At 71.2% G+C, this 21,881-nt stretch carries 21 protein-coding genes and 3 pseudogenes; 15 read left to right on the plus strand and 9 right to left on the minus strand.

Annotated elements, in window-relative coordinates; all coding sequences use genetic code 11:
- Positions 1-75: 75 nt before the first annotated feature.
- Both BM536_RS02545 and BM536_RS02550 read right to left on the minus strand, forming a co-directional pair.
- Positions 76-666: a hemerythrin domain-containing protein gene (locus tag BM536_RS02545; protein ID WP_073492383.1), complete on the minus strand. Its 591-nt coding sequence runs from the start codon at positions 664-666 to the stop codon at positions 76-78.
- Positions 667-677: 11 nt separating this feature from the next.
- The gene (locus tag BM536_RS02550; protein ID WP_073492385.1) at positions 678-1,877 is read right to left on the minus strand and encodes a hypothetical protein; all 1,200 of its coding nucleotides are present in this window, start codon (positions 1,875-1,877) and stop codon (positions 678-680) included.
- 265 nt (positions 1,878-2,142) lie between these two features.
- Here BM536_RS02550 and BM536_RS02555 point away from each other — a divergent pair, with 265 nt between their 5' ends.
- From BM536_RS02555 to BM536_RS02565, 3 genes are all read left to right on the plus strand, one after another.
- Entirely contained in the window at positions 2,143-2,610 is a 468-nt protein-coding gene (locus tag BM536_RS02555) for a hypothetical protein (protein ID WP_073492387.1), read from the plus strand.
- Complete coding sequence (locus tag BM536_RS02560; RefSeq protein ID WP_073492388.1) at positions 2,607-3,782, plus strand: zinc-dependent alcohol dehydrogenase; 1,176 nt, start codon at positions 2,607-2,609, stop codon at positions 3,780-3,782. The genes BM536_RS02555 and BM536_RS02560 overlap by 4 nt, the downstream gene beginning before the upstream one ends.
- Positions 3,783-3,974: 192 nt before the next feature.
- The gene (locus BM536_RS02565) at positions 3,975-4,520 is read left to right on the plus strand and encodes a DUF1360 domain-containing protein (protein ID WP_073492435.1); all 546 of its coding nucleotides are present in this window, start codon (positions 3,975-3,977) and stop codon (positions 4,518-4,520) included.
- 60 nt (positions 4,521-4,580) lie between these two features.
- Here BM536_RS02565 and BM536_RS02570 read toward each other — a convergent pair.
- A pseudogene (locus BM536_RS02570) lies at positions 4,581-5,467 on the minus strand (LysR family transcriptional regulator).
- Positions 5,468-5,562: 95 nt separating this feature from the next.
- Here BM536_RS02570 and BM536_RS02575 point away from each other — a divergent pair.
- Complete coding sequence (locus BM536_RS02575) at positions 5,563-6,453, plus strand: PhzF family phenazine biosynthesis isomerase (protein ID WP_073492390.1); 891 nt, start codon at positions 5,563-5,565, stop codon at positions 6,451-6,453.
- Between the two features lie 20 nt (positions 6,454-6,473).
- Positions 6,474-6,887: pseudogene (locus BM536_RS02580) on the plus strand (cutinase family protein); the annotation flags it as partial.
- A gap of 406 nt (positions 6,888-7,293) precedes the next feature.
- On the opposite strand, the gene BM536_RS02585 reads toward BM536_RS02580, so the two are convergent.
- Both BM536_RS02585 and BM536_RS02590 read right to left on the minus strand, forming a co-directional pair.
- On the minus strand, positions 7,294-8,097 hold the full coding sequence (locus BM536_RS02585) for a phosphatidate cytidylyltransferase (RefSeq protein WP_211362809.1): 804 nt from the start codon (positions 8,095-8,097) through the stop codon (positions 7,294-7,296).
- On the minus strand, positions 8,094-9,875 hold the full coding sequence (locus BM536_RS02590) for a pyridoxal phosphate-dependent aminotransferase (RefSeq protein ID WP_094102448.1): 1,782 nt from the start codon (positions 9,873-9,875) through the stop codon (positions 8,094-8,096). The genes BM536_RS02585 and BM536_RS02590 overlap by 4 nt, the downstream gene beginning before the upstream one ends.
- Positions 9,876-10,128: 253 nt before the next feature.
- On the opposite strand from BM536_RS02590, the gene BM536_RS02595 reads away from it, so the two are divergent.
- A complete protein-coding gene (locus tag BM536_RS02595; protein WP_245873237.1) occupies positions 10,129-10,782 on the plus strand; it encodes a hypothetical protein in 654 nt (217 codons plus the stop codon).
- Between the two features lie 142 nt (positions 10,783-10,924).
- On the opposite strand, the gene BM536_RS02600 is transcribed toward BM536_RS02595, so the two are convergent.
- A complete protein-coding gene (locus tag BM536_RS02600) occupies positions 10,925-11,650 on the minus strand; it encodes a GAF and ANTAR domain-containing protein (RefSeq protein ID WP_073492394.1) in 726 nt (241 codons plus the stop codon).
- Between the two features lie 356 nt (positions 11,651-12,006).
- Here BM536_RS02600 and BM536_RS02605 point away from each other — a divergent pair, with 356 nt between their 5' ends.
- From BM536_RS02605 to BM536_RS02625, 5 genes are all read left to right on the plus strand, one after another.
- The gene (locus BM536_RS02605; RefSeq protein ID WP_094102449.1) at positions 12,007-13,239 is read left to right on the plus strand and encodes a carboxylate-amine ligase; all 1,233 of its coding nucleotides are present in this window, start codon (positions 12,007-12,009) and stop codon (positions 13,237-13,239) included.
- Between the two features lie 286 nt (positions 13,240-13,525).
- Entirely contained in the window at positions 13,526-15,406 is a 1,881-nt protein-coding gene (locus tag BM536_RS02610) for a hypothetical protein (RefSeq protein WP_073492396.1), read from the plus strand.
- A gap of 101 nt (positions 15,407-15,507) precedes the next feature.
- Entirely contained in the window at positions 15,508-15,864 is a 357-nt protein-coding gene (locus BM536_RS02615; protein WP_073492398.1) for a hypothetical protein, read from the plus strand.
- Positions 15,865-15,919: 55 nt separating this feature from the next.
- On the plus strand, positions 15,920-16,708 hold the full coding sequence (locus tag BM536_RS02620; RefSeq protein ID WP_094102450.1) for a hypothetical protein: 789 nt from the start codon (positions 15,920-15,922) through the stop codon (positions 16,706-16,708).
- Between the two features lie 44 nt (positions 16,709-16,752).
- Complete coding sequence (locus tag BM536_RS02625; protein WP_073492402.1) at positions 16,753-17,070, plus strand: NIPSNAP family protein; 318 nt, start codon at positions 16,753-16,755, stop codon at positions 17,068-17,070.
- A 29-nt stretch (positions 17,071-17,099) separates the two neighbouring features.
- Here the strand turns inward: BM536_RS02625 and BM536_RS02630 are convergent, their stop codons facing one another.
- On the minus strand, positions 17,100-17,588 hold the full coding sequence (locus tag BM536_RS02630) for a GNAT family N-acetyltransferase (protein WP_073492404.1): 489 nt from the start codon (positions 17,586-17,588) through the stop codon (positions 17,100-17,102).
- Positions 17,589-17,751: 163 nt separating this feature from the next.
- Here BM536_RS02630 and BM536_RS02635 point away from each other — a divergent pair, with 163 nt between their 5' ends.
- From BM536_RS02635 to BM536_RS02645, 3 genes are all read left to right on the plus strand, one after another.
- Positions 17,752-18,231: an SRPBCC family protein gene (locus BM536_RS02635; protein WP_073492406.1), complete on the plus strand. Its 480-nt coding sequence runs from the start codon at positions 17,752-17,754 to the stop codon at positions 18,229-18,231.
- Between the two features lie 344 nt (positions 18,232-18,575).
- Positions 18,576-19,007 (plus strand): NfeD family protein, encoded by a 432-nt coding sequence (locus BM536_RS02640; RefSeq protein ID WP_073492407.1) that lies wholly within the window; start codon positions 18,576-18,578, stop codon positions 19,005-19,007.
- Between the two features lie 3 nt (positions 19,008-19,010).
- A complete protein-coding gene (locus BM536_RS02645) occupies positions 19,011-20,057 on the plus strand; it encodes an SPFH domain-containing protein (RefSeq protein ID WP_073492409.1) in 1,047 nt (348 codons plus the stop codon).
- 152 nt (positions 20,058-20,209) lie between these two features.
- Here BM536_RS02645 and BM536_RS02650 read toward each other — a convergent pair.
- Positions 20,210-20,805: pseudogene (locus BM536_RS02650) on the minus strand (TetR/AcrR family transcriptional regulator).
- A gap of 211 nt (positions 20,806-21,016) precedes the next feature.
- Between BM536_RS02650 and BM536_RS44655 the strand changes: the two are divergent.
- Positions 21,017-21,193 carry a hypothetical protein gene (locus tag BM536_RS44655; protein WP_425444595.1) on the plus strand — a complete coding sequence of 59 codons (177 nt, stop codon included), beginning with the start codon at positions 21,017-21,019 and terminating at the stop codon, positions 21,191-21,193.
- Between the two features lie 43 nt (positions 21,194-21,236).
- On the opposite strand, the gene BM536_RS40650 is transcribed toward BM536_RS44655, so the two are convergent.
- The gene (locus tag BM536_RS40650) at positions 21,237-21,653 is read right to left on the minus strand and encodes an SseB family protein (RefSeq protein ID WP_073492413.1); all 417 of its coding nucleotides are present in this window, start codon (positions 21,651-21,653) and stop codon (positions 21,237-21,239) included.
- Positions 21,654-21,881: the final 228 nt, after the last annotated feature.

Consider the following 21,881-nt stretch of genomic DNA (forward strand, 5'->3'; position numbering starts at 1 on the left):
GCTCGGTGCGGTGGGGCCCCGCGTCGGGTGTTGCGGCAGCGGCGAACATGTCACCGTCGGCCGGAACGGACGACGTCAGTCGCGGCCCATGGCCGTACGGACGGCGTCTCGGGTGCGGTCCATCAGAGCGGCGACCGGCCCGAGCGCCACGTTGGCCGTCGCGGACTCCACGCCCGGATGGGGCCGGGTGGGTGCCATGGCTTCGGCCGCCTTGACGCCTTTGGCCAGGGACGCGAGTGCCGCCGCGTCGGCACTGCGCCGGATGTGGACGAACTCGTAGCGTTCCTCCGCGCGCGCGTGTTCCTGGACCGCGGTGCGCAGCGCCAGCAGTCGCGGCATGAACTTGGGGTCCCCCGTGTCCATGTCGTCCAGGTCGCTCAGTGTCTCCTTCGCCGCCCGCTCCTCCGCGAGACGGGCCTCGACCACCTCGTCGCCGCCTGCGACACTGCGGCGGACGAACGGGTGTACGACCTCCTCCTCGGCCGTCTCGTGGACGGCGAGGAGGCGTACCAGGCGGTGGAAGGCCTCCTGCCGGGCTTCTCCCGTCGAGGCCTCGACCTCGTCGAAGAGATTGCGGATGTCTCCGTGCTGCCGCATCAGCAGGGACACCACGTCGTTGTCCGGGGCGGCGTCGTCGCCGGCCTGTGGGGTGTGAAGCTCGGACATGGCCGCTCTCCTCACTTCTCGCGCAGGGCGGGGTCGGGGTGTTCGCCCTCGGTCTCGACGCGGTACTCGCGCCCGAACATCTCGTCGTGCTGGGTCATGACCCGCTCGCTCGGCGGCGCCTCACCGCCGTGGATCTGCTCCTGCATCTTCTCGAAGCGCTCGTGGGCCTCGCGGACGTACCCGGCACCGAGCGTGGTGAGGTCGATCTGCGTGTCGAGCAGCTCCCGCAGATACGCCTTGTTCGGCTCGAAGGTCAGCACATCGGGCAGCTGCGGTGCCAGCACCGACTCCGGGTCGCGCCCGTCGTGACGGCGCATCAGGTCACAGGCGATGTGCAGGTGCTCCAGCTCCTGGTTCAGGTGCAGCTCCCAGATCGCCTTCACCTTCGGGTCGCTCTCCTGCTCCATGAAGGAGTAGTAGAGGTAGCACTCGTTGTACTCGTGGTTGACGAGCTGCTCCCACCACGTCTCGCCGGGGTCGACCAGCGACTCGTAGTGCGTGACGTGCTCCTCCTCGATGAGGCCGATCTCCTGGTAGAGCTGGCGGGCGATCGGCTCCATGTAGGTGGGGCCGGTGTTCATGTAGAAGTTCATGGTCTGCTGCTCCGCGGACATGATCGTCAGCGCGTGCAGCTTCGACAGCGGGTTGGTCTCGTCCTTGACGTACGGGTCGCGGACGTTGTCGGTCGGGTGGCGGTGGTGGAACTTCGTCGGCCGGCCCGGCATCACCTCGGTCAGGCCCTCGACGATCGACTCCGCCTTGCGGTGCTCGATCATCTCGTACAGGTTCGCGTACCGGTACAGGTGGTCGAAGTCCTCCAGGACACCGAACTGGTACGCCTGCTTCAGGTACGGGTCCGGCTCCATGCGGGCGACCCAGGCGGTGAGGTCCACGGCCACCTGCTCGTAGGCGATCGTCGTCTCCAGCACCGACGACACGCCGGGCAACAGCCAGTTGACCACCTTCTGCTGCTGCGCCTCGATGTACCGCGTCCGAGCCAGCTGGCGTTTCACCTCGGGATCGACGGTGTTCCGGGCCAGCTGATGGCTGAACATGATCGCCTCGACCTCGATGCCGTTCATCGTGATGATGCGGCAGCGGGTGTACGGGTCGCAGTGGTCGGGATCGATGGGGGTGACGTTCAGTTCGCGCCAGTTCCTGAGCTGGCGGTCCAGCGGGATACCGCGCTGTTCCAAGGGATTGAAGGTCACTCTCGCCTCCAGGGCGGTCGATGGTGGGTAGGCGTGTCCCCCCGGGCGCGGAGATCACTCGCCGGAAGGGGCGGACGGGAGCCTCGGCCCAGCCTGACGGCGCCGGCACCGGAGCACGGCGCCCGCGCCGCACCGACGCGAGACAGCCACCCGACCGGCGGGTACCACCGCCGGCATGCAACGCGCTGCGGGGGTACTCGCCGAGCACCGGCGCTCATCCATGCGCCGCCGGAGGACGACACAGCCGGGATGGGACGTGACGCCGATGACCTCCAGAAAATCACTGTGGGCAGCCGCTGCCGCGCTCGCCGCCGGAGCCGTCGTGGTACGGCGCTCGACGGTGCGTCCGGCGGATCCGGCCGCCGCCGACCGCTGGCTGACGGTGACGATCAATCGCGGACCGGGTGACATCCAGCCCGACAGGCTGCCGGCGCCGCTCCAGGAGTACGGCGACCGGATCGAGACGCGGATCCGCCCCGCACCCGGTGACCGGGGCACGGAGCTGGCCGTACGCCTCAGGCAGACACGGTCGGGCACCTCGGACTCCGTGCCCGCGCGGCTCGCCGGTCAGGACCCGCGCCAGGATCTGCGCCGCGCCCTGCGCGAGGCGAAGTCGCTGCTGGAGGCCGGTGAGGTGCTGCTGCCCGACGCGCCACCCACCACGCACGACACCCCCGGCGGGAAACTCGTCGGGCTGCTGACCAGGCGCGCGGGCGGGGAGGGTGTGCTGTGAAGGCTCTGTGCTGGGAAGGCGTCAACAAGCTCGCCGTGGAGGACGTGCCCGATCCGGTTCTGCGCAACGACCAGGACGTGATCGTGCGGCTGATCGCGGGGACCACCTGCGGCTCGGATCTGCATCTCATCGGCGGCTACATCCCCTTCATGCGGTCCGGGGACGTCATCGGTCACGAGTTCCTCGGGGAGGTCGTCGAGGTCGGTGCCGCGGTGCGCCGCCACAAGGTGGGCGACCGGGTCGTCGTCTGCTCGTTCGTCGGCTGCGGCCGCTGCTGGTACTGCGCCAACGACCTGTGGTCGCTGTGCGACAACACCAACACCAACCCCGGCATCGGACAGGCCCTGTTCGGCGCCGACACCGGCGGCATCTTCGGCTACTCGCACGCCATGGGCGGGCTGCGCGGCAGCCACGCCGAGTACGTGCGCGTTCCCTTCGCGGACTACGGCGCCTTCCCCGTCCCGGAGGGCATCGACGACACCAGTGCGCTGTTCGTGTCCGACTCGGTCCCCACGGGATGGATGGGCGCGGACCTGGCGGGCGTGAAACCCGGTGACGTGGTCGCCGTGTGGGGCTGCGGGGCCGTAGGGCAGATGGCGGCGCGCGCCGCCCTTCTGCTGGGCGCGGAGCGGGTGATCTCCATCGACCGGATTCCCGAGCGGCTGGAGATGACCGAGCGGCACGTCGGCAGCGAGGTCATCGACTACACGGCCACCGACGTCGGGGCGGAACTGCGCGAACGGACCGGCGGCCGGGGCCCGGACGTGTGCATCGAAGCGGTCGGCATGGAGGCGCACAGCGACAGCCCGGTGCACCTGTACGACCAGGCCAAGCAGCAGTTGCGGCTCCAGACGGACCGTCCCACCGCCGTTCGGCAGGCCATCCACGCGTGCCGCAAGGCCGGGACGGTGTTCATCCTGGGTGTCTTCGCCGGCGCGGTGGACAAGTTCCCCCTGGGCGCGGTGATCAACAAGGGCCTGACCGTACGCGGTGCCCAGATGCACGGCCAGCGCTACATCCCGATGCTGCTCGACCGTATGGCGGCCGGGGAACTGAGCACATCGCATCTGGCGACCCACACCGTCACGCTGGACGAGGCACCACGGGCGTACGACATGTTCAAGCACAAGTCCGACGGCTGCGTACGCGCGGTCATCCGGCCGGGCGGCTGAGAGCCGGGACGCGCCGCCGGTCGGCTCCGTTTGCCGGACGCCCGGGTGGGGACATGGATGCCGACCACCACATCCACAACTTCCGGCGTCCCCCGCCCGACGACCCGAACCGGAACGGCGGGGGGCGCACGAACATCGGTGGCGGGAACGACCGGCCAACGCACGGCACACGAACGGGAACGGGCACTCATCATGGGCACAGGAGCTGACAGCCGCCTCGCGGAACGCCTGAAGAGCCTCGCCCTGGGCACGAAACGTGACTACTCGGCAGGCCACGAACGGCCGCTGGGCGGCTACCTCGCGGCCATGGCGGGATTCGGGACGTACACGGCGGCCTGGGCGACATTGGTGCGGCTGCGTGGGCGTCCGCTGCCCGACCGGCCGGAGCCCTGGGACGTGGTCCTGACCGCGGTGGCCACCTTCCGGCTGAGCCGACTGATCAGCAAGGCATCGGTGACCAGTCCGCTGCGGGCTCCCTTCACGCGGTACGTCGGCCCGCAGGGCCCGGCCGAACTGCACGAGGAGGCACGCGCCGACGACGGCAAGGACACCGTCGGCGAACTGGTGACCTGCCCGTTCTGCATGAGCGTCTGGGTGGCCGCGACCCTGACCGGCAGCCAGTTGCTCTGGCCGCGCGCCACACGGACGGCCATGGGTGCGCTCACCGCGCTGGCGGGTGCGGACGCGCTCCAACTGGCTTACGCCGCCCTCACGGACAAGGCCACCGGGGGCAAGTAGAACCCCACGTGACCGACGGAGCCCGGTGGCCCGGTCCGCGCACCGGTCGGGACGGGCTCGTCAGTGGGGAAACTGCCGTACCAGTTCCTGGACGAACGCCTGGACGGCCGGTGACGTCCACCGTCTGCGATGCCGGGCCAGCCGCACCGGGACATCGGCGAACGGCGGCCCGACGAGCCGTACCAGCCGTCCGTCGCCGAGGTGGTCCCGCACGGTCGTCATGGGCAGCAGGGTCACTCCCAGTCCGGCGGTCACGCAGGAACGCGCGGCGTCCACGCTGCCGAACCGGGTCAGGCGCGGCCGGGCGCCGGGTACGGAGAGCAGGCGCCGCTCCAACTCATCGCTGTAGGAACAGCCCTGCTCCAGCAGGAAGACGCTCTCGGTGGCGAGTTCCGCCCAGGTCGCCGCGTCGGTCCGTGCGGCGAGCGGATGGCCGGGAGCGCAGACGAAGGCGAGTGGCTCGCGGGCGACGGCCTCGGTCGTCACATCGGGGAAGTCGGTTTCCTCCTCCAGCAGCAGGGCCACGTCCAGGCGCCCGGCCCGCAGTCCCTCGACGCACTGCGCGGTGCCGCCCGCGTACAGCTGGATGTCCACCTCGGGGTGCTCGTGCGCAGGGCCGCGACCACCCCCGGCAACCGGGTGGTGCACAGTGACTCGGGGGTGCCTACCACGACCCGTCCCCCCACGCCCCCGGCACCGTCACCGTCCGCCCGCAGCCGGGCCACCGCGTCGAGTACGTCCTCGGCCCTCTCCAGCAGCCGTCGACCGGTATCGGTGAGCAGTGCGCCCGTGGGCAGCCTGTCGAACAGCCGGGCGTCGAGTTCCCGCTCCAGCGCGCGGATGTGCACGGTCACCGTGGACTGGGCCAGGTGCAACTCGGCGGCGGCGGCCGTGAAGCTGCCCGTCCGGGCGAGTGTCGTGAAGGTGTGCAGCAGGCGGGTGTCCACACGCCCCAGGTTAGGTGGAGTCATGCGGTAAGGCGATGGACGGGATCGAAATCCATCGTTGGACTCGATCGGCAGGGGATGGCAGCGTGGAGCGCATGAGCACCGACGCCGACGGGACGAGCCCCGTCAACGCACCCCGGCCGCCCGTGGAGATCCTGCGGTATACGGCCTTCACCCATGATCCGGCGGGCGGCAATCCCGCCGGAGTCGTGCTCGATGCCCGCGGGCTCGACGACGCGACGATGCTCGCGGTCGCCGCCCAGGTCGGCTATTCCGAGACGGCCTTCGTCACCAGCCGCGACGGAACGGACCGACGGTTCGGCGTCCGCTACTTCAGCCCGCTCGCCGAGGTCGCCTTCTGCGGGCACGCGACCGTCGCCCTGGCCGTCGCCCTCGCCGAGCGGACGGGCCCCGGCGAGATCGTCCTCGACACCGCGGCCGGCGAGATCCCGGTGGCCACCGTGGCGCAGGACGGTACCGTGTCGGCCACGCTCACCAGCGTCGCCACCCGCTCCCGCCCCGCCGAGCGCACCGAACGGGACGCGGCTCTGCAGGCTTTGGGCTGGGCGGCCGACGACCTGGATCCGACGCTGCCACCGCACGTCGCGTTCGGCGGCAACGACCACCTGGTCCTGGCCGCGGCCACCCGGGCGCGCCTGGCGTCCCTGGACTACGACTTCGAGGGCCTCGCCGAGGTGATGCGCCGTCACGACTGGACGACCCTCCAACTGGTGTGGCGCGAGTCGCCGGAACGCTTCCACGCCCGCGACCCGTTCCCGGTCGGTGGCGTCGTCGAGGACCCCGCCACCGGAGCGGCCGCCGCGGCGTTCGGCGGATACCTGCGCACCCTGGGTCTCGTCACCGCCCCGACCAGGATCAGCATCCGGCAGGGAGAGGACATGGGTCGCCCCAGTGACCTGCTGATCGACGTGGACCCCCGGAGCACGCGCACACGCGTGACGGGACAGGCCGTTCCGATCGGCTAGGGCCGCCTGTCGTTTGGATCCCCGCGAACCTCTCCCTCACCTCGGCCGCGCGAGGCAACAGTGACCTGGTGAACCATGTGCGGAGCCAGGCGGCCACCTGTCCCGACCAGCGCTTCATCCTCGTCGGCTATTCGCAGGGCGCGAACGTCGTCGACAACTCCATCGGCATCAGCAGCGCCGGAGCGCCGGTCGGCAACCCCATCGTGGCCACCATTCCCACCGCGCTCGAACCGAAGGTCGCCGCGGTGCTGCTGTTCGGCAACCCGATCCGGGCCATCGGCAAGAGCGTCACCGGCACCTACCAGAGCCGCACCCCCGACATCTGCGCCGACGGTGACCCCGTCTGCGAGAGCGGCGGCACGGACACGCTCGCCCACCTCAGCTACCGCGACGACGCCGACACGGCCGCGACGTTCGCCGCCGGCAAGGTCTGATCCCGGCCCGCGACGAGCACCTGACCGTCGGCCCCGGCGATCGCCTCCGGGCCCGACTCCCCATGCACGTAGGCGCGTTGAGGGGAGTGGGCCGATACCTGCCAGGAACACGGGTTCCGGGTCCCGCCGCACTGGCTAGGGGCGTTCGCGCACCACGGGAAGCCGGACAGGCTCGGTGAGGTGGTCCTCGGTGTCGTGCGCGCTCCGCGTGCCGCGCTCCACGGCACCGACCGGCTCGCCTTCAGGTACCGGCTCGCCTTCAGGTTCGGCAGCACGCGGCGATCCGGGGCCGCCCTGGGACGAGACGTTCAGCACGGCTTGCCGGCGCGGCCGCGACGCCGCGCCCGATACGCAGTTCGACCGGTCAGGCTCGCCGCGGCGTACGCCCGTGCGGTCCGTCCAGGACTCAGCGCAGGACGAGCAGCACGGCCAGTGCGACGAGCAGGGAGTCGATCCGGTCGAGCAGGCCGCCTGAGCCGGGTAGCCAGCGGCCGGTGTCCTTTGCGCGAGCACCTCTCTTGATCATCGATTCGAGGAGGTCTCCGGCCGGGCCGCCGACCGCGACCGCCACCGCCATGGGCCAGTCGAACGCGGACAGCACGGCGAGCGCGCCGAGCCCGGCCGCCGCCCCCGCCAGGGTCCCGCTCCACCGCTTGGCCGGAGACAGCGGCGACAGCCGAGGCCCTCCGAGTCGCCTGCCGGCGAAGTACGCCACGATGTCGGCGACCGAGACCGCGACGAACAGCGCGAGCGCGCCCGCCCCGAGCGGCACCAGCGCGGCCAGCGCACTGAGCCAGGCGAGTCCCAGCAGACCCGCCCCGAGCCGGTGCAGGCCACGGTCGGCGTCCCCGGCCAGCAGCGGCACCGCGGCCACCGCGAGCGCACCGATCGCGGCCACCCGGAGCACCTGTCCTGGCGCCAGCCATGCGGCCAGTACGATCCCTGCCACCGCCGCGGCCAGCACCACCCGGTCCGCCCGGCCCAGCCGCATCAGCCCGCCGTACTCCTGTACGGCGATCACCGCGACGGCGACGGCGACGGCCGCCGTCCCCGGGTTGCCCAGCCAGAACGCACCGGTGACCAGCGGCACCCCGACCGCCCAGGCACACCACCGGATCCGCAGCTCGCGGCGCCGGGAGGCAGCCACCGCGACGCCGCTGAACGCCAGCGCCCCACCGAGGTAGGGCGCCAGCGAAGCCACCGTGATCACCGGGCCGGGCCGGCGGCCGTGACGCCCTCGGACACCGGGACGGGCGAGACCTGGCGCGACGGCAGCAGCAGGTCCAGCGCGGCCCGGACCGCGGCCACGACGCGTGCGTTCTCGACGGTGTCCCTGACGGCGATGCGCACGGTGCGGCCCTGGTAGAGAGAGGACAGCGGTGACAGGTCGCGCAGGTACACGTCGTGGCGGCGGCACTCACCGACGAATCGAGCGGCGCTCGGTCCGCCGGCCGGCAGCGTCACGCCGAGGAAGTTGGCCACCGACTCCTCGACCACCAACGTCTCGTCCAACCCGCGCAGATCAGCAGCCAGTTGACGGCGCAGCGTGTGCGTGCGAAGCCAACAGCCGCTGTAGTACGCCGGGTCGCGCAGAGCTGCCACGGCGGCCAGTTGCGTGGGGAGGCTGACCGGCCAGGGCGGCGTCCAACGGCGTAGCCGGGCCGCGGTGTCGGGCTCGGCCACCAGGTACGCGGCCCGCATGCCGGACAGCGCGTACATCTTCGACAGCGAGGTGCACACCACCACCCGCGGGTCCGTCGCGGCGAGGTCGGCGAGCGACTCGGCCGGGTCGACGTAGCCCAGGTACGCCTCGTCGATCCACCAGCGGGTCCGGGCCGGCGCGGCGGCGATCAGGGAGCGTAGTTCCGCGGCCGACGCGTGGCGGCCGGTCGGGTTGTTCGGGTTGACGACCACGACGAGGTCGTAGCGGCCGGACCCGACCGCGGCGGACAACCGGGCCGGATCGATCCGCCAGCCGTCCTCGCGGCGCAACCGGAAGCGGTCCACCCGGCATCCGATCACCCTCTCCGTGACGTGGGCGTACTCGCCGTAGCCCGGGTCCATCAGGAGCACCCTGCTCTCCGGGGTCAGCCACCGGCCGAACGCCCTGAAGATCAGGTCGGACGAGCCGGCGCCGACCGCGAGCGTCTCCGCCGGCAACCCCCGGACCGCGGCGATCTCCGCCACCAGGCCCTCGGCGCCGGTCGGCGGCGACGTCCGGGCCGCCCACGCCGGATCCTCCGCGAGCGCCGCACGCACCCCGGGGGCCGGCGGGAACCAGGCGTCCAGTACGTCGGCCGCGACCACCTCATGGCGGCGGTGCAGGCTACGGAAGTCCGTGCCGATGGCGGTGAACGAGGCGCCACCGTGCTCGCAGCCGTCGGGCCCGGGCGCGAACGGCACGTCGAGCCGCCAGTCCACCGCGGACCGCAGACGTTCCACCAGGGCGCGGTAGCGGTCCATCGTGACCCTCGTCAGTTCGCTCACCTCGCCGGTCAGCACCTCGAACGTCAGCGCACCGCTGCGCACGGTGCGACCGACCGGGCGCAGGCCCGCGGCCAGATACATGCCGAGCAACTCGGTGCGCCCCATCGCCACCACCCGGCGGCCACCCCGCGCGGCGATCCAGCGCAGCGCCGCGTACATCAGCAGCGGCGCCGCCGCGCCGCCCCGTCGGCGCGGCTCGACGGTGAGGATGCGCACTTCGAACACATCGTCCTCGGCCAGCAGCGGCAACTCGTCGCGGGTCAGGTACTTGTCCAGCCCGTACCGCCCCGACCACGGCGGAGTCACGCTGATGAAGCCGACGCGGGCCGCGCCTCGCGCCGCGACCAGACAGACGCTGTCACCGTCCAGCCCGTCGCGAAGCCGCCCGACCCGATTCGGCGCATGCTGGCCCAACTCCTGTGCGTACACACGGTGGCGCAGTTCGTGGATCCACTCGCGATCCTCCGCAGTGGCAGCGCGCAGCTGTAGGCCATGGTCCATGAGCACCTCTTTCGACGCGGGGTGGGGCCATGTCATCGTGGGCGACGAAGATCGGCCGCGACTGAGCCGAGCGACACGATCGGCCTAGGTACGGGTACTCAGGCGCCGGCGCCCGCGGCGTGCGGGTGTCGGGGGCGCGGCGTCCACGGGTGTCGGTTCCCGAGGAATCTCGCGGCCACGTGTCGGTTCCCGAGGACCTCCGCGGCCACGGAGAGGGGTCGTGCGCGGTGATCGCCGTGCGCGGCGAGGGCGTGTGCCGCAGACTTCCCGGGTGATCGTCGTGGAGCCCGTTCTGGAGATCTACGCCTGCGGGGGCTTCGGCCTGTGGCCTGTCGCCCGCTCCGTGCCGTACGGCTTTCTGCCGCTCAGCGGCGGGCTCGACGCGCCGGAGGTCGGCACGGCGGTGATGCGCATCGTCGACTGCAACGACATGGACCCCGGCGACGACGGCCGTCCGCCTCGGCCCGCCGATCCGCTCGGGGGCTTCCTGCACGGACTGCTCACCATGGACGACCTGTTCGCGTCCGGGGGCCTGCGCATCACCGACACGGCAACCGGCACCACACTGCTGCCCGGCTGCTGCAACGGGCTGGACGAGAGGCGCGACTGGCGGGAGGTCGTCGACGGCGACGGCTTCGCCTCCTTCGGCCACGACCCCTCTCCGCTTGCCGAACGGCACGGCGACACCGTCCGGTTGACCGTCGACGCCGAGCGTGACGACAGTCCGGTGATCGAGCTGCCCGTCACCGACCTGCGCCGGTTGCTCGCGGACGCGGAGCGCGATCTGGGCGACTTCCTCCAGGTGGCCGCCGCGTGGGCCGCCCGGCACCTGCCCGAGCACGCCACCGCTGTCACCTCCGCCCTCAGCCGTGCGCTGGACGTGCCGACGCCGACGTCGACGCCGTAGGGATACCTGGGGCCGATCCTTCCGTTTCCGGGCGGTCGTCAGGCGGGCGTCTGGCGGTCCACGCGCGGGCGTGGAGGGGTGCCGGGAATCGCGCAGCGGTTGTCGCCGTGTCGCCGTGACGTCGCGGGCAAGCCCTGTGCCGTCAGGGCCGGGGCCGCAGCTCAGGGTTGGTCGGGGGGTGGCCCGTCAGGTTGGTGATCAGTTCGGTGCAGAGGTCGCGGAGTCTGATGTTGCGGTGCTGGGAGGCCGAGCGGAGGGTGTCGAAGGCATCCTGGGCGGTGCAGCGGCGTTGGCCCATGACCACGCCGAGGGCTTGGTCGATGACGCTGCGGGACTGCATGGCGGTCCTGAGTTGTTCGGCGAACTCCTGGGTGTCGCTGATGCGTTGGGCCAGGGCGATGCCGCCGGTGGCCTGGGCGGCCAGGGACCGCAGGGCGGCGAGGTCGGCCCTCCGGAACGCGTTGGGCGGACCGGCGTAGAGGTTGAGGGCGCCGGCGGTGTGGGTGTGGGCGGCGATCGGCAGGGAGAAGGAGGAGCGGATCCCGCAGGACACGGCGTAGGCGGGGTAGTCGCCCCAGCGGCTCTCGTCGAGCATGTCGGGGACGGAGACCTCCTCGTCGGTCCGGAGCGCCTGGAGACAGGGGCCGTCGTCCTGCCCGTACTGCTTCTCATCCAGTTTGGGCGCCGCGGGCCCTACGCTGACCACGGTGACGGGCCGGCCGTCGCGCTCCAGCGTCACTCCGGCGCCTTCCGCGAGGGACAGCTCCAGGGCGGCGTCGGCCAGCGTCTGGAGGAAGTCTTCGAGCGAGTCCGTCTCCAGCAGCCACTGGGTGATGTGGCTGGCGTCGTACGCGTCGTCGGCATTCATCGTGTGTTCCTTCGCAAGGCCCCAGGCCCCTTCAGTCGGCATCTGTCGTGCCACCGGGGTCGACGGAGTCCCGTCTCCGAAGGAACAACCTCCGGTGCGTCCACCGCCTGACGCCGGTCAACGGTCGGCATGGCGTGCCTCTGCTCTCACGCTACTCCTGCGTCGGCGTCGGGCCCCCTCCCGGAACCGCGCGGTGGCCGGCGCCCACACCCGGGTGCCGCTCATTTGTGACACCGGCGACACATGGGTGCAGAAATGAGGCTTATTTACGCATATGCCGGGAACTCGTGGTGGGCTGTGATCGCCGCGGGTCTCCGACCGGGCGGGCGATCGTCCGGTGCGGATGAGGGAGTGCCGTGGCCGTTCGGATCGGGGTAGAAGAAGAATTCCATGTGCTGGACACCGAGAGCGGGCTGCTGGTACCACGCGCCGACGCGGTCCTCGGCCGCCTGCGCCTCAGGTCCGATTTCACCGCCGAGCTGCAGCGGTCCGCCGTGGAGTGGAACAGCGGGGTGCACGCCTCGTTGGACTCCCTGCACGCCGACGTGGTCAAGGCGCGGCTGCGGCTCGACGCGGCGGCCTCCGGTCTCGGACTCGCCGTCGTGGCGGCCGGGACCGCGCCTCTCGCGCGATTGACCTCGGGCGATGCCACCCCCGACCCCCGCTACCGGCGCATGGCGGACGAATACCGGCAGGTCGCCGACGAGCACCTCGTGTGCAGCGCCCAGGTCCATGTCGACGTGAGCGATCGGGACACAGCCGTACGGATCATGTGCGCAATCTCGCCGTGGCTGCCCCCGCTGCTGGCGCTGTCCGCCAGCTCGCCGTTCTGGCTCGGCGCGGACACCGGATACGCCAGCTGGCGCGCGATGCTGTGGCAGCGGTGGCCCACCTCCGGACCGGCCGGCTGCTTCGCCGGAGCCGGCGAGTACGACGCCACCGTCACGGACCTGGTGCGCTCCGGGGTGATCAGCGATCCGGGGATGGTCTATTACGACGTACGGCCCTCCGATCACCAGCGGACGCTGGAACTGCGCATCTGCGACGCCTGCCCGCGTGCCGAGACGGTCGTGCTCATCGCCGGGCTGTTCCGGGCCCTGGTGGAGGACGCGCGTGCCCGGCTGGAGGAGCCGGCCCGGCGGGGCGCCCACTGCGACGGACGGCACGAGTGGCTTCGGGCCGCGGGCTGGCGGGCGGCCCGCGCGGGCCTGGAGGGCGATCTCGTCCACCCCGTGACCCGGCTCGCCGAGCCCGCACCCGCCGTCCTTCGCGACATGCTCCGGCGGCTGCGCCCGGCCCTGGAGGCGGCCGGCGACTGGGACACCGTACGGGGCCTGGTGGAAGAAGCGCTGGCGCGGGGCAGCGCCGCGCACCGTCTGCGCGGGATCGTCGAGGAGAAGGGGCTGCTCGCCGGCGTCGGGACGCTGGTCGCGGAGACCCGGGGCGAGCGCCGGCCCGGCCGGGCACCCAAGGCGGCGCGTCGTCCCGGCCCGGCGCTCACGGCCGTGCGCCGGACCGTCGCAGCGGGTGATGCCGCTCCGACACGGGTCGCCGATTCGGACTGGCAGGAGGAAACCGCCGACGGCTGACCTACCGATGCCGGAGCGCCGCGTCCAGTGACCTCACCGTCTTTCACTCCATCGCGGCAACTGTGAGCACAAGCTGTCCCAGCGGCACCACGGCGGCAGTACTTTTGCCGCCGCATCCCTCGACACGGGAGTGGCGGCCCGCCATGCTCGTCACCCCGTCAGATGTCGTCCGTGGGGGGTCGGCAGCGTGCCGGAGTCGCCGGTGTCAACCGGCGTGGTGCGTCCGTCCGACAGTGCGGCACCACAAGGGAGTTGACGAACCATCAGGGGGAGCGACGTGTCTGGCGTGAGCCTTCCGGAACACCGTTACAGCCGTACGGAGGCCACGCGCCTGCTGTGCGCCGGCGTCTATCAGGACGCGGGATTCCGACGTCGCGTCATCGAGGAACTGCTCGACCACCGCGAGCGGCCGGTCGCCGCGCCCAACGGCATCGACGTCCTGCCCGTCCTCTCGCACGCCCTGCGGGTGACCCGGCAGGAGGCGCGGGCCGCACTGCTGATGCTCGGGGCCTGGGTGGGCTTCTTCCTGTCCGACGTGATCATGTTCTGGGACAGCCTCTCCGACCGCTGGGGCGACGGCGCCGACGTCCACTTCGGCGATGTCGTCCTCGCGTTCTTCGAGGGTGACGACCGGCTCACCGACGGGATGCCCCTGCCCTGGTCCGTGCTGTACGCGATGGTCTGCCTGGCGCTGTGGTTCGCCCACACGGCCCGCGGAGGCGGCAGCGCCGCCCGGTCGGCCGGATTACCGGACCCCGTCGCCAAGGCCGCCGACGGCGCCGGTTCCCTGTTCTCCCTGGTGGCCGGGGCCTTCGCCCTCTTCTACTGGTGGCGGTACGTCTTCGGCGTACTCGGTGGTGGGGTCCAGACGCCGTATCCCCTGCTGTTCCCGCTCGCGATGGCGCTGATCGCCTGGTGGTACCAGACCTGGCAGCGCAAGGGCCTGTGCCGTCGACTGTCCCGCTGGACGTTTCCCACCGCCACCCAGCCGGAGCTGCCCGCGGGGCACCTGTACGAGAGGGTCCGCGACGATGTCCGGCGTGAGCAGGAGGCCGCGCTCACGCTGTACGGCGACGACAGCCCCTTCGTCGGCCTGGGGGAGCAGGGCACGCCCTGGTCCTTCGCGATGGAACTCCGCAAGCGCCCCCGGCAGGCCGGCGAGACCGACTCCGCGGACCCCGGCTCCGGCAGCACCGACGGCGGCGGCGTCCTGCCCCACCAGACCGCCGGCATCGACGAGGGCGGCGCTCCACCCCTCCGGATCAGCGGCCCCCTCACCGCCGACTCCGCGCTCTCCATGATCGAACCGCAGCTGACACGGCTGCGCGAGTCCGCCGCCCTGAGCGGCCGGGACCGGCTTCGGGACCTGGAGGTCGAGCGGTTCGTCTACCTCCCGGGAGGCGTGGCGCGCGACGAGGAACTCGAGATCGGCGGCGTCCCCGACCCGGCCGCCGCCCCTCAGGGAGCCGGTCAACGGCGCGGCCGCTCCGTCTACGACCCCGCACAGGTCGCCGCCCACCTGCGCGAAGCCGTAGACGAGGGCGGCGAGGGCCGACGGGTGTTCCTGCGCGTCCGCGTCGGGGCCTGGCACGAGCAGGTCGTCGTCACCGTCCTCGTCCGGGTGCACACCCAGGGCCGCATGCTCATGCTCGAAGTGCTGCCCTTCGTCCTCAGACCCGTGCGCAGGGACTTCCGCGCCGTCGACACCTTCGTGGACAAGCTTCCCGAGACCTGGGTCCGAGCGGCGCTGCGTGCGCTGCGACAGGCACCCGTGGTCGCGGTCGACACCGGCATCGGCGGACTCGCCACCCTGCGCAGCGCGCTGATGACCGGCTGGAAGGACAGCGAGGAGCCCCCGGACGTGCCGAGAGTCTCGTTGCGCGAAGTGGCGAGCACGCAGGGGCTGTCGGCCTTCCAGCGGATGGACAGCACCCGCTACGTGAAGACGATCCAGGAACGCATCGTCAACGGAGTCCGCGAAGCCCTCAAGGCGCACGGCTACCGCACCGAGGAGTTCGAGCAGCACGTCTACCAGCTCAGTGGCGGCAGCGTGTTCATCAAGGACATGTCCGGCGGCGCGGTGGCCACGGGCAGCCACGGCCACGCCGCCCACCACGCCGGCACGCCGGCGTCCCCGTCGGCGACCCGCGCGAACCACACGCCCTGACACCCGAACCACCGGCCACGAGAGACATGAGAGAGGGGACTCCCCAGATGTCGAGCAGCCCAGACAGCGGTCCGGAGCAGCCGCCGAGCAGCGGAGGCGGCGTGAGCATCGGCTCGATGACCGGGGGGTCGATCGCCACCGGCAGCCACGGTACGGCGACGTCGTACAACACCACCGGTGCGGCACCCGACCCCCGGCACGCCGAACTCCTCGCCGCCATCCGCGACTTGCGCGGTGCGCTGCCCTCGGTGGCGGACCGCAGTGAGGAGGACGCGGTGCTCGACGGCGAACTCGCCGAGGCCGAGGCCGAGATCGTGGGCGCGGGAACCGCCGACAGCGGCCGGCTCACCCGACTGCTGGTCGGAGTGCGCGGTTGGCTGGGTTCCCAGGGGGCCGCCGTCGGCGCGGTGGCCTCGGCCACCGCCGTCGTCCAGGGTGTCGCCCAACTGCTCGGCTGATGCGCGGACCACACCCGATGACGGACACGCCAGTGGGGCACGGAGGACGGCAGCGATGAGAGTGTTCGACACCGAGCGGCAGGAGTGGGCCGGATCACGACGTGAACGCCTCTTCCACGCCGAGCAGTACCTCGACCTGCCGCGCCAGCGGAGCGTCCTGCAGCGCACGGCGATCGTCCTCGCCGTGAGCGGAGTGGCCTTCGGTACGTGGGCCCTGGTCTGGAAGGACGAGCCGAAGCCCTACCGTCCGCCGGCCCAGGAGGCACCCGTCGATCCGGGCGTCACCGACGGCGGCGTCCCGGGTGGGGAGACGACGGCCGGGCCGACCGTGACGGCATCGGCGTCGCCGCCCTCGGGCTACCAGGACCCGGCCGACCCGGAGGGCTTCCGTATCGCCCTGCCCGAGGGCTGGTCCCGCGAGAGCAACCCGTCGCAGTACGGCATCGACATCGTGGAGTACCGCGCGCCCGACGGCATCCGCCGGATCCAGATCTTCCAGCTCATGGAGGACTCCCCGCACGCCTCGGTGGTGGAGGCCCAGAGCACGGCGAGCAAGCTGGACGGCTACCAGGAGATTCACGTGGAGTACGTGCCGGACCCGTCCGGGAACGAGGCGGCCGAGCACGAGTACACGGCGGACGAACTGAGCGGCGAACCCACCACCGGCTCCGCCTACCACGTCATCGACCACCGCTTCGGGGCGGCCGACGGCGAGAACTACGCCCTCATCGTCTACGGCGCACAGGGCGACGGAACCGAGGACGAACGCGAACTGCTCGACACGGCCCGCGCCTGGTTCTGCCCACCGTCCGTGGAATGCCCGGCGCCGGAGCCCACCACCTGAGAACTGCCTCTCGGGCCTCATCGGTGACGCGGCATGATGGAGCCATGATCACGGTTCATCTGAAGTACGAGATCGACGCCGACAAGCTCGAGGACTTCGAGGAGTACGGCCGCCGGTGGGTCGGGCTGGTCAACCGTTTCGGCGGGACGCACCACGGCTACTTCCTGCCGAGTGAGGGTGACAGCGACATCGCCTACGCCCTCTTCTCCTTCCCCAGCCTCGCCGCCTACGAGCAGTACCGCGCGGACAGCATGCGGGACCCGGAGTGCCAGGCCGCGTTCGAGCTGGCTCGCACCACCCGCTGCATCAAGCGGTACGAGCGCCGGTTCCTCCGGCCGCTGGACGGCTTGTCGCAGCCGTAGCCCGTACCTGTGGCCGTGGGTGGGGCCGGTCAGGCCGGCGGGATGAGGAACTCGAACTCGGGGCGGGCCCACCCCACGGCGGGTGGGGCGGCGGGGGCGGTCCCGGTGCGCACGGCACCCACGCCGCGGTAGAAGCCCTCGGCGGGAGGGTGCGAGACCACCCGGACACGGTCGAGCCCCGCGGCGCGCGCCTCGGACTGCATGTGCGCGACGAGCAGCCGCCCGACCCCGCGCCCCTGCGCCTCGTCGGCGACGAACAGCAGGTCGAGTTCCCGCGAGGCGAGGAGCAACGAGTAGAAACCGATCACACGGCTTTCGCCCTCTTCGTCGGTGACGGCCACGAAGACGCGGTGAGCCTCGATGTAGTCGGGCCCGACCCGGTAGCCCGCGACCATGCCCGCGTACTGCCCTTCGTAGGCGCGCGAGCCACGTACGAGCCGCGTGAGCCGTTTGGCGTCCCGCGCGACGGCCCGCCGTACGGTGATCGACCCGCGCCTCGGCGTAATGCTCGACTTCATAAGGAGAGTATTACGCACCAGGGCCTGCGGGCGCCTTGTGCGGGCGTGTTCCCGTCCCGGCGGAGTGTGATCCCTGACCGCGTGGTCGTATCCGGCGCCACCTCGGGTACCCGTGGCCACGGGCCCGGAGGGGCCCTGTTTCGCCACAGAACGGAGCGCACGCATGAGCACGGTCAAGGAAACGGTCGAGGTCGCCGTTCCCGTCCACACCGCTTACAACCAGTGGACGCAGTTCGAGGAGTTCCCGCACTTCATGGAGGGCGTCGAAGAGGTCAGCCAGGTGGACGCCCGCCACAACCACTGGAAGACCAAGATCGGCGGAACCCGGCGTGAGTTCGACACCGAGATCGTCGACCAGCTCGCCGACGAACGCATCACGTGGCGCACCATCAGTGGCGACACCAAGCAGAGGGGCTCGGTCCGCTTCGAGCGCCTGGACGACACGCACACCCGGGTGGAGCTGGTGATGGAGATCGAGCCCAGCGGTGTCGCGGACAAGGCCGCGGACGCGCTCGGCACGATCGACCGGCGCGTCAAGGGAGACATGCAGCGCTTCAAGGAGTACATCGAGGAGCGCGGAAGCGAGTCCGGGGCCTGGCGCGGACGCATCAGGCCGGGCGACACCGGCTCCTCCCCGCTCTGAGCCGACGGCACCGGCCCTCGGCCGCAGCACCCGGGGGCGCGGACCGCCGGACAGAACCGTGGGGTTCCCTCCGGGAGGGGGCGGGAGTGGGAGGAGTACTCCCGCCCGGCCCCCTTCCGGCTGATGCCTTCCGCCCCTCCCGGTTCCACGGGCGCTGAAACCGTACGGGGATGGGTAGAGGACCCTCATAAGAGAGCGTGGAGCAGTCGCGCGGGTGGCGGTGCGGCGGCGGGGCCAGTTCCTGTGCCTCGCGCGTACCTCCGCCGGGTGACGGATGCGCCGTACCGTTGACCACGGACGATGTGTCTTCTTCGCGTGCTCGCGTCCCTCGGGAGGGGGCACCTGTGGATCCATGGCTGATCTGGTTGATCGTCGCGGGGATCTTCGCCGTGGCGGAGATCTTCACGTTCACCGCGGCGTTGGGCATGCTCGGCGCTGCCGCGTTGATCACGGCCGGGACCGCCGCCCTCGGGTTGCCGGTGCCTCTCCAATTCCTGGTGTTCACCGTTGTCGCCACTCTCAGCGTGATCTTCGTACGCCCCATCGCCTTGCGGCACGTCGTGCAGCCGCAGACGGAGCGATTCGGCATAGACGCACTGGTCGGCAAATCCGCCTATGTCGTTTCGGAGGTGACCGGACGCGGTGGCAGGGTCCGTATCGAGGGTGAGGAGTGGACGGCGCGCGCCTATGACGAGACGTTGGTGATTCCCCCTGGAACGGCCGTGGATGTCATGGAGATCACCGGCACCACCGCACTCGTCTACCCCCGGGAGTGAACCATGGAAGCTTCGGCGTTCCTCATCGCCGGCCTGATCGTCGCGCTGATCGCGGTCTTCACCGTGGTGCGGGCCGTGCGCATCGTGCCCCAGGCGCGCGCCCGCAACGTCGAACGGCTCGGCCGCTACCACCGGACGCTGAAACCCGGCCTCAGCCTCGTGATTCCTTTCATCGACCGTGTGTATCCGGTGATCGACCTCCGGGAACAGGTCGTCTCCTTCAAACCACAGCCGGTGATCACCGAGGACAATCTCGTCGTCGAGATCGACACCGTGCTGTATTTCCAGGTCACCGATCCGCGAGCGGCCTTCTACGAGATCGCCAGCTTCCTGCAGGCCGTCGAACAGCTCACCGTCACCACATTGCGCAACGTGGTGGGATCCATGGATCTGGAAAAGACCCTCACCTCGCGCGACACCATCAACAGCCAGCTCCGTGGCGTGCTCGACGAGGCCACGGGCAAATGGGGACTCAGGGTCAACCGCGTGGAGATCAAGGCCATCGACCCGCCCCAGTCCATCAAGGACGCGATGCAGAAGCAGATGCGGGCCGAGCGGGACAAGCGGGCCGCGATCCTCGGGGCCGAAGGGCAACGCCAGTCACAGATCCTCACCGCCGAAGGCGACAAGCAGGCCGCCGTCCTGCGCGCCGAGGGCAACCGTACGGCCGCGATCCTCCAGGCCGAAGGGCAGTCACGGGCCATCGACGAGGTGTTCCAGGCCGTGCACCGCAACGATCCCGACCCCAAGCTGCTCGCCTACCAGTACCTCCAGGCGCTGCCCCAACTCGCGCAGGGTCCGGGCAACAACTTCTGGGTGATCCCCAGCGAGATCACCTCCGCGCTCGCGGACGTCTCACGTGCGTTCAGCGAGGTGCTGCCGCAGTCACCGGCCACACGCGAGAAGCTGTCGGACGACGGGGCGGCCCAGGCCGCCAGCGATGCCGCGCAGGCCGCGGAAGCGGCTGCCGAGGCCCTCGCCGACGCGGCCAAGGCCGACCCGGGCACCCCGAGGGCGCTCCCGGACGACCGGGGCTCCACGAGCGGGTGATCGACTTCTCGACCGGGTGACAAGGGCCGCAAGGGCACGGCGAGCGGAAAGTGCCGATGGGGGCGGCTTCCCGCCCTCGTCACCCTTCGCGCTCTCGTCGCTCTCCTTGACGTCGCCCCCCACAGGGCGACCCGACGTGCGCCGGATTCTGGTCAGTTCGATCGGCGCAGTCCTGCGACGAGGACATCGACCAGTCGGCGTGCGTCGTAGCGGGAGTCGCTCTCCGCGCCGATGCAGAGGTTTCCGACGCCGCGCATCAGTTCGTAGGCCTCCAGGTCGGAGCGGATCTCGCCGGCGGCGGCCGCGGCTTCGAGCAACTGCGCGCACACGGGCACGAGGCGGTCGAGGAAGTAGGAGTGCAGTGTGTCGAAGCCGGCGTTGTCGGACTGGAGCACGGCGGCGAGTCCGTGCTTGGTGACCAGGAAGTCGACGAAGAGTTTGATCCACTGCCCGAGGGCGGCATGGGGAGTGGGGCCGGCGCCAGCAGGGCGGGGCCGGCCTCGGCGCAGGCTTCGACCTGGTGCCGGTACACGGCGATGATGAGGTCCGCTCGCGTCGGGAAGTGGCGGTAGATCGTGCCCAGTCCGACGCCGGCCCGGGCCGCGATGTCGCGGACCGGCGCCTCCACGCCCGACGTGACGAAGACAGCGGCAGCCGCGTCGAGAAGGGTTTCCTTGTTGCGCCGCGCGTCCTTCCTCTTGGACGGGGCTGTTTCTCCCTTGCTCGCGCGCTCGTCGCTGTCGCTCACCGCGTGACTCCTTCCGCCGCCGACCTGCCAAGCGGAACGTTGTTCCGTATCGTCTTTTCCGGAACGAGGTTCCGCTTGCTCATGATGTCAGAGCCGGGATCGGTCACCAAGCCGTGCACGGCCACCGAGCCATGCCCGACCACGAGCGACACGGCGCCACCGAGCCGAGCATCGACACCACGCTTCCCCCGTCTTTGGAGGAGACACGGTCATGCCGTACCGCACCTTGGGACGCACCGGTGTACAGGTCACCTCCCTCGCGCTCGGCGCGATGAACTGCGCCATCGGCGAGGCGATCGACGCGAGAACGCCGGCTTCCGGCACACCGTCCTCGGGCTGCCGGCGCCGTACCCCGCCGACGTCGCCCGGTGGGTCACGGACGAGTTGATCAGTTTGCGGGCCGGGGGTCTGAGGGCCCGGACCGGGCCGGGTCACCTCCAGGGCGGCACGAGCAGGTTGTGCACCTCCTGCCCGGCGAAGATCAGGGCGTCGGGGTGGCCGAGGTCGATGGCGAGCGCCAGTTCCTCGTCGGTGGGCCAGTTGGCCGCCAGCAGGCCGAGCTGCACCTGATGGCCGAGGCGTACGTCGGGGAGCGTCTGGAGCATGCGCTCCACCGACGTGAAGACGGGAACCGTATGTGGTTGCGGGGGATCGTCGATCACCGGGAGGGTCAGCCGGCCGTCCTCCGGGGAACGGCGGGCGACGAACTCGACCGGCTCCGGAACCAGGATGTCGCAGGCGACCAGCGTGTCCAGCACGGCCCGGTTGTCGGGCGTGCGGTTGAGGTCGCGCAGTGCTTCCTGCGCGGCCGCCACGAGCAGTTCGTCGGGGATGCTGTCGTCGCGCATCGCTTCACCCCCTCGTGGCCCCCGCCGGACCGCCGGGTGCCGGATGCGCCGGGCGGCGCGTGTGCCATCACCTTCCCGGTACCCGTGGCCGGATCCGCCCATGCCGTGTCCCTGTACGCGAGAGAAGTCGGCTGGTGCCGAGGGCGGATGCGCACTCCGGCAGGGGGTCCGACAGGTGATCGGCCGTCCCGCTGTCGGGAAGGCCGGGGCCCCGAGTTCCCGACAGGG

The sequence above is a fragment of the Streptomyces phaeoluteigriseus genome, from assembly GCF_001896135.2.
GTDB lineage: Bacteria > Actinomycetota > Actinomycetes > Streptomycetales > Streptomycetaceae > Streptomyces > Streptomyces phaeoluteigriseus.

Coding starts and splice junctions, on each gene's coding strand:
- BM536_RS02630 (WP_073492404.1), bottom strand. CDS start 17,588: ATGAAGTCGAGCATTACGCCGAGGCGCGGGTCGATCACCGTACGGCGG.
- BM536_RS02575 (WP_073492390.1), top strand. CDS start 5,563: ATGAGCACCGACGCCGACGGGACGAGCCCCGTCAACGCACCCCGGCCG.
- BM536_RS02590 (WP_094102448.1), bottom strand. CDS start 9,875: ATGGACCATGGCCTACAGCTGCGCGCTGCCACTGCGGAGGATCGCGAG.
- BM536_RS02565 (WP_073492435.1), top strand. CDS start 3,975: ATGGGCACAGGAGCTGACAGCCGCCTCGCGGAACGCCTGAAGAGCCTC.
- BM536_RS02545 (WP_073492383.1), bottom strand. CDS start 666: ATGTCCGAGCTTCACACCCCACAGGCCGGCGACGACGCCGCCCCGGAC.
- BM536_RS44655 (WP_425444595.1), top strand. CDS start 21,017: ATGCCGTACCGCACCTTGGGACGCACCGGTGTACAGGTCACCTCCCTC.
- BM536_RS02620 (WP_094102450.1), top strand. CDS start 15,920: ATGAGAGTGTTCGACACCGAGCGGCAGGAGTGGGCCGGATCACGACGT.
- BM536_RS02645 (WP_073492409.1), top strand. CDS start 19,011: ATGGAAGCTTCGGCGTTCCTCATCGCCGGCCTGATCGTCGCGCTGATC.
- BM536_RS02625 (WP_073492402.1), top strand. CDS start 16,753: ATGATCACGGTTCATCTGAAGTACGAGATCGACGCCGACAAGCTCGAG.
- BM536_RS40650 (WP_073492413.1), bottom strand. CDS start 21,653: ATGCGCGACGACAGCATCCCCGACGAACTGCTCGTGGCGGCCGCGCAG.
- BM536_RS02600 (WP_073492394.1), bottom strand. CDS start 11,650: ATGAATGCCGACGACGCGTACGACGCCAGCCACATCACCCAGTGGCTG.
- BM536_RS02635 (WP_073492406.1), top strand. CDS start 17,752: ATGAGCACGGTCAAGGAAACGGTCGAGGTCGCCGTTCCCGTCCACACC.
- BM536_RS02555 (WP_073492387.1), top strand. CDS start 2,143: ATGACCTCCAGAAAATCACTGTGGGCAGCCGCTGCCGCGCTCGCCGCC.